This window comes from Arthrobacter sp. Leaf69, from assembly GCF_001422645.1.
Taxonomy (GTDB): domain Bacteria; phylum Actinomycetota; class Actinomycetes; order Actinomycetales; family Micrococcaceae; genus Arthrobacter.
Genome location: NZ_LMLR01000014.1, coordinates 239,091 through 246,380, shown reverse-complemented (window position 1 = coordinate 246,380; position 7,290 = coordinate 239,091). Strand labels below are relative to the sequence as shown.

Annotated in this window: 2 protein-coding genes and 1 pseudogene; all 3 read left to right on the top strand. The window is 68.3% G+C overall.

Annotated elements, in window-relative coordinates:
* A pseudogene (locus ASE96_RS19260) lies at positions 1-1,078 on the top strand (Ig-like domain-containing protein); the annotation flags it as partial.
* 59 nt (positions 1,079-1,137) lie between these two features.
* Positions 1,138-6,159, top strand: a complete 5,022-nt coding sequence (locus ASE96_RS16345; protein ID WP_442853905.1) for an Ig-like domain-containing protein — start codon at positions 1,138-1,140, stop codon at positions 6,157-6,159.
* A gap of 91 nt (positions 6,160-6,250) precedes the next feature.
* On the top strand, positions 6,251-7,225 hold the full coding sequence (locus ASE96_RS16340; RefSeq protein WP_056432790.1) for an AAA family ATPase: 975 nt from the start codon (positions 6,251-6,253) through the stop codon (positions 7,223-7,225).
* Positions 7,226-7,290 lie beyond the last annotated feature (65 nt).

The window sequence follows — 7,290 nt, the reverse complement described above, 5'->3', positions numbered from 1 at the left end:
GCCATCATTTATCCGGGGTTTAAGACTGCTGAGGTGGAGTTGAATGATGGCGGGGTGTGGGTGGTGTCGAAGTCGAAGAATGCGGTGGGGCGGTTGAATTATCCGTCGCGGGTGTTGGATGGGGCGGTGACGCCGGCGTCGACGACGTTTGATGTGTTGCAGGATGCCGGGAATGTGTTTGTGGATGATTCGGCGGGGTCGACGTTGAATCAGGTGTCGGCGGCGCAGATGCGGTTGGGCGGGGATAAGAAGTTGCCGGGTTCGGCGGTGGTGAGTTTCGGGTCGGAGGTCATTTCGGTGACGGATGCGGCGCGGGGTTCGGTGTGGGCGTTGTCGCCGTCGACGGTGAACGGGTTTGATGAGGAGAATTCCGAGCCGGTGTTGAAGGGTTCGCAGGGGACGGTGTCCGCGGTGGGGGCGGATGACCGRATTTATAGTGCGGATCCGGTGTCGGGGCAGGTGACGGTGACGTCGGTGGATGCCGGGGGTGCTGTGACGGATGCTGAGGTGAGCGCGTGGGAGGGGTTGAAGGGCGCGGGGGATCTGCAGCTGGCGGTGGTGGGGGACCGGCCGGTGGTGTTGGATGCGGGCCGGGGGAAGCTGTTTTTGCCGGGCGGGCGTGAGCTGGCCCTGGCGGAGGCGCGGGATGCGAAGTTGCAGCTCTCGGGTCCGGCCGCGGATTCCGTGGCGGTSGCGACGCCGAARGCGTTGTTGCTTCAGCCGTTGGATGGGTCGGCGGCGAAGACGGTCACTTTTGGCGGGCAGGGGGTGCCGGCGGCGCCGGTGCAGCTGGGCGGGTGTGTGCATGCGGCGTGGTCGGGGGCGAACAAGTATGTCCGGGACTGCACGGATGATGCCAGTGACAAGTCCGTGGCTGTGCCGAAGGCGAGTGCCTCACCCAGTTATGTGTTCCGGGTGAACCGGGATTTGGTGGTCCTGAACGATGTGAATTCCGGCAATGTGTGGCTGGTGAACCAGAACATGCAGCTGGTCAACAACTGGGACGACGTGGTCCCGCCCAAGAACCAGTCCAATGACCAGGCCAGGAATCGGCGGACAACAACACCATCAATATCCTNCCGGGTGAACCGGGATTTGGTGGTCCTGAACGATGTGAATTCCGGCAATGTGTGGCTGGTGAACCAGAACATGCAGCTGGTCAACAACTGGGACGACGTGGTCCCGCCCAAGAACCAGTCCAATGACCAGGACCAGGAATCGGCGGACAACAACACCATCAATATCCTGCCGGACCGCACCAAACCCAACCGGCCCCCGGAAACCAAGCCTGACGCCGTCGGCGTCCGCCCGGGCCGCACCACCATCCTCTCCGTGCTCGACAACGACTCGGACCCCGACGGCGACGTCCTCACGGCCACCGCCGGCGGCAACGGCCCCACCTCCGGCAGCCTCGAGAACATCTACGGCGGCACGGCCTTCCAGATCACCGTCCCCGCGGACGCGAAACCCGGCAGCGAAACCTTCGGCTACAACGCCGCCGACGGCCGCGGGCTCTCCGCCGCCGGAAGCATCACCCTCAACGTCGTCGGCCCCGACGAGAACAAACCGCCCCTGTTCAAGCGCGGCGACTCCACCACCCTGCTCCTGGAACAGGGCAAGACCGTCAGCCAGAACATCCTCACCGACTGGACCGACCCCGACGGCGACGACCTTGTGCTGATGGACGCCAAGGCCGACAACGACCAGGACCAAGTCAAAGTCCGCCGCGACGGCCTGCTCACCTACCAGGACGCCGGCGCCGCCCCGGGCAAGAAATCCGTCACCGTCACCGTCTGGGACGGCCGCGCCACCACCACCGGCAAAGTGGTGGTGAATGTCCAGCCGCCGGGCGCCCTGCAACCGGTGGTCAACGCGGACCATGTGACTGCCGTCGTCGGCCAGGACCTGGTGATCGCGCCGCTGAAGAACGATGTCGACCCCAACGGCGGCGCGCTGCGCCTCGCCCAGGTGGAGGCCGCCGGCACCGCCCAGCTGGGGCCCGTGACCGACGGCGGGACCTTCACGTTCCGCAGCAACACCCCGGGCCCGGTCTACCTGACCTATATCGCCAGCAACGGACCACAAAGCAGCCAGGGCCTGATCCGGGTGGACGTCGAATCCGGCAAGGACGCCGGCAACCCTGTGGCCGTGCACGATGTCGCCCTCATGCCCGTCGGCGGCAGCGTGCTCCTGGACCCGCTGGCCAACGACTCCGACCCGTCGGGCGGCGTGCTGGTGCTGCAGTCCGTCCAGCTCCCGGAAAACGCGACCGCGTCGGTCAGCGTGATCGACCACAGCGTCCTGCGGATCACCGACGTCGTCGGCACCAAGGACCCGTTCACGTTCCGCTACACCATGTCCAACGGGACCAAATCGGCTACCGGCAGTGTCTCCGTGGTGCCCGTCCCGGCTCCCGCCGTCGTCGAGGCCCCGCAACCCAAGCCGGACGAAGTCAACGTGCGGGTCAACGACGTCGTCACCATCCCGGTGCTGGCCAACGACACCCACCCGCAGGGCGAAAAGCTCACCGTGGACCCGGCTCTTCCGCAGCCGGTTCCCGCAGCGGACGGGAAGAGCTTCGTCTCCGAAAACACCCTCCGCTTCATCGCCGGCGCCGAGCCCAAGACGGTCCGTGCCATCTACAACGCCGTGGACCCCCAAGGCCAGAAGAGCGCCGCGGCCGTCACCATCCACATCCTGCCGCTGGAAGGCGCGGAGAACTCCCGCCCGCAGCCGAAGAACCTCACCGCCCGTGTCGTGGCGGCCGGGACGGTGCGGATTCCGGTGGAGCTCGACGGGATCGATCCCGACGGCGACTCCGTCCAGCTGACCGGGATCGACAGCACCCCGGCGATGGGCACCGCCACCGTGGGCAGCAACTTCATCGACTTCACGGCGGCCGGGGACGGCGCCGGCACGGACACCTTCCGCTACAAAGTGGTGGACCGGCAGGGGGCCGTCAACACCGGCACCGTCACGGTCGGCATCGCCCCTCGCGGGGACACCAACCAGAAACCCACCCCGGTGGACGACGAGGTCAAGGTCCGGCCGGGCCGCCAGATCGCCGTCGACGCCACCGGCAACGACACCGACCCCGACGGCGATCCGATCCGGATCCTCAGTGACGGCATCGAAGCCGCGCCGGAACTGCAGGCCACCGTCAGCAAACAAAGCTCCCGCCTGATCCTGCTGGCCCCCGGCGCGGAAGGCACTGTCAACGTGCGCTACTCCGTGGCGGACGACCGTGGCGCCACAGCGCAGGCCGCCGTCGCCGTCCAGGTCAAGAAGGACGTCCCGCTCCAGGCCCCGGTCGCCCGGGACGACCGCGTGACCTCCGCCCAGACCCTGGGCAAGACCGCCGTCGACGTCCCCGTCCTCAAAAACGATGAGGACCCTGACGGCGTCGGCGAAAACCTCAAGATCGCCACCGAGGCCACCACCGCCCGGCCGGGTACCTCGGGCAACATGATCGTGGAACTGACCGAACAGCCGCAGCTCATCCCCTACACCGTGGAAGACCTGGACGGGCAGAAATCCACCGCCATCATCTGGGTCCCCGGCGTAGGCCAGCAGGTCCCCACCCTCGCCAAGGACGAGGTGATCGAGGTTGTCGCCGGGCAGTCCGTGACCGTCGACCTGAAGGAATGGGTCAAGGTCCGCGACGGCCGCTCGCCGCGCCTGACCCAGACGGACCGGATCACCCTGATCGGCGCCGACGGTTCGGACCCGGTGGCCGGCAACGGCACCGCCCTGAAGTACACCGCCGGCCAGGACTATGTGGGTCCCGGTTCGCTCAGCTTCGAGGTCACCGACGGCTCCGGCCCGGACGATCCCGCCGGCCTGAAAGCGACCCTCAGCATCCGCACCAAGGTCCTCCCGGACCCCAACCGGAACAACCCGCCGGTGCTGCTGGGCAGCCAGCTGGACGTGCCCAAAGCGGACTCCGCCTCGGCCGACCTGGCCCGGCTGACCACCGACCCGGACGACGGCGACGCGGACCGGATGACGTACGAACTGGTGGGCGGCGTGCCCGCAGGCTTCAGCGCGAGCATTGACGGGACCACCCTGAAAGCCTCCGCCAAGGACGGCACGGACGCCGGCACCAGCGGCGCGGTCCAGGTCAAGGCCAGGGACCCCCGCGGGCTCGAAGCCACCGCGACCTACCAGCTGACCGTCACGGCCTCCAACCGGCCCAAACCGGTGGCCAACGACGACGTCGAACCCAACGCCGCGGCCGGCAAATCCGTCACCGTGCCCGTGCTGGCGAACGACGCCAATCCGTTCCCGGAGACGGCCCTCAAAATCGTGTCGGCCGTGACCGAGACCGGCCAGGGCTCCGCCGTCGCCACCGGCGACTCCGTGACCGTGACCCCGGCCGGGGGCTTCTCGGGCACCATGATCGTGTCCTACACCGTGGCCGACAAGACCGGCGACGCGTCCCGCTACGCGACGGCCAGGATCCGGCTGACGGTGAAGGACAAACCGCTGGCGCCCACCACACCGCAGGCCGCGAGCGTTGGGGACAGCACCGCCCTGTTGAACTGGACCGCCCCGGCGGACCGCGGCTCACCGATCACCAAGTACACGGTGTACGGCGAGGGCGGCTACCGGCAGGACTGCCCGGCCAACTCCTGCACCCTGACCGGGCTGACCAACAACGCCAAGTACCACTTCCAGGTCACCGCCACGAACACCCTGGGCGAATCCGAGCGGTCCCCGGCATCGGCCGAGGTGCGCCCGGACGTCAAGCCGGACACCCCGGCCGCGCCCGCAGTGAAGTTCGGCGACACCCAGCTCACCGTGACGTGGGCGGCACCGGCGTCCAAGGGCTCGCCGGTCAAGAGCTACGACTTGGAGATTTCGCCGGCACCGGCAGGGCAGAACGCCCAAATCCAGAACCTCACCTCGGTGAGTTACGTCTGGAAGGGCCTCCAGAACGGGGTGGCCTACAAGGTGCGGGTCCTGGCCCGCAACGATGCCAAGGAGCCCTCCGAATGGAGCGCCTACTCTGCCGCGGAAACCCCTGCCGGGGTGCCCGCCACCCCGGCAGCACCGAGCGCGACGGCGGCTGGTGCCGTGGGCAACCAAAGCCAGCTCAAGGTCGACTGGGCCGCGCCGGACAACAACGGCGACGCCATCTCGACCTACACGCTGACCACGCTGCGCGGCGGGGCGGCCGTGGCGACGCAGCGGGTCTCGGGCACCACGCAGAACGTCACCGTGGACAACTCGGAGGCGGGTTACACCTTCACCGTCGCCGCCACGAACAAGGCCGGAACGTCCCGCACCAGCGCCCAGTCCGCCGCCGTGCGCGCCGTGGGCAAACCGGCAATGGTGGGCCAGCCGTCGGCCGCCCTGAAGGACACCGGCGGCGACGGCGGCAAGATCGACGTGAGGTTCCCGGTCCTGACCGCAGCACAACGCAACGGCTCCAGCGCCGGTGAAATCACGTACAAGTACAGGCTCACCTCCGGCAGCGGCAGCGGCACCATCCCGGCCGGCGGCGGCGTGGTAGCGGCCCCCAACGGGACGGCCACCGCCGTCGTGGTCTGGGCGGTCTCGTCACGGAGCTCCAGCCCCGGCGATGCCAGCCCTGCGTCGAATTCGGTGAACCCCTACGGACTTGCCTTCGCGCCGGCCGTGACGGGCAGCAAGAGCAGCGGCGTCGGGGACAAGACCGTGTCCTGGACCTGGAACCAGCCCAACGGCAACGGGCGCCCGGTGTCGGGGTACCAGTACAGCCTCGACGGGGGCGCCTGGCAGACCACCCAGCAGCGGTCCTTCTCCAAGAGCGTGGGCTTCAGCGAAACCCACGAACTCCGGGTCCGGGCCGTCAGCGCCGGGCAGCCCGGCCGCGTCGGCAGCGACACCTCGCGCAGCGGATCGGAGCCGCCGCCGCCGGTCCCGACGTCGCAGATCCAGGCACACAACAACACCTGCCCCGGCAAGCCCGGCGAACCGGACACGTACAACCCGAGCGGCCCATCGTGCGGCGTCGGCTGGGTCAGCAGGTCCGAAGGCCGGCTCAACGTTAACTGCACCAAGGACATCTACGGCAACGGCACCCCGTGGTTCCGGGTCACCGAAGGCAGCCACCCCGGCTGGTTCGTCAAATCGACCACTGTGGATCTCTACGGACCCAGGCCCGGCGGATGCTGATGCCTGCAACTAGACTCAACGCCGGACCAAGCGGGAACTCCCTGCCGGCGGACCCTGCAACGCTCCACCCAGAACAGAAGAGGACCAACCCATGACCATGACCACCGAACAGGCCGAATGGTTTGCCGGAACATTCGAGAAGCTCGTCGACAACGTGGGCCAGGCCGTCCTGGGCAAGTCCCACGTCATCCGCCTGACCTTCACCGCGATGCTGGCCGAGGGACATGTCCTCTTCGAGGACGCCCCGGGGACCGGCAAGACCTCGCTGGCGCGTGCCCTGGCGGCCACCGTCCAGGGCTCCAACAACCGCATCCAGTTCACCCCGGACCTGCTGCCCTCCGACGTCACCGGCGTGACCATCTACGACCAGAAGACGCAGAAGTTCGAGTTCCACAAGGGACCCATCTTCAACAACATCGTCCTGGCCGACGAAATCAACCGTGCCTCGCCCAAGACCCAGTCGGCGCTGCTGGAGGTCATGGAGGAATCCCGCGTCACGGTGGACGGCACCACCTATGAGGCCGGCCGGCCGTTTATGGTGATGGCCACCCAGAACCCGATTGAGCAGGCGGGCACCTACCGGCTGCCCGAGGCCCAGCTGGACCGCTTCCTGATCAAGACCTCCATCGGTTACCCGGACCACGCCTCCACCGTGCAGCTGCTGGGCGGCGCCAACCTCAAGGACCGTTCCAAGGACATCACCGCCGTCATCACCACCCAGGCGGTGGCCGACATGGCCGACCTCGCCGCCACTACCCACGTGGACACCGCCGTGCTGGAATACATCTCCCGGCTCTGCGAGGAAACCCGCAGCGCCCCGGAAACCCGCCTGGGTGTGTCCGTCCGCGGCGCCCTCGCCATGGTCCGCGCGTCGAAAGTCTGGGCCGCCAGCCAGGGCCGCAACTTCGTGCTGCCGGACGACGTCAAAGACCTTGCCGCCGTCGTCTGGACCCACCGGCTGGTGATGGACCCGGAAGCAGAGTTCTCCGGCGCCACGGCAGAGGCCGTGCTGGCGCGCGTCCTGGCCGAGGTAGCCGCGCCGCAGCAGCGCGCCGCCGTCGGCTAGCTGCCCGGCACCACCGCCCCGCAGTACAGCCCGCCCTGCGCCCCTCCGCAGGGCCCCGGCACCCC

Excerpts from the sequence above, each read along its gene's own strand:
- ASE96_RS16340 (WP_056432790.1), top strand. The coding sequence starts at position 6,251 with ATGACCATGACCACCGAACAGGCCGAATGGTTTGCCGGAACATTCGAG.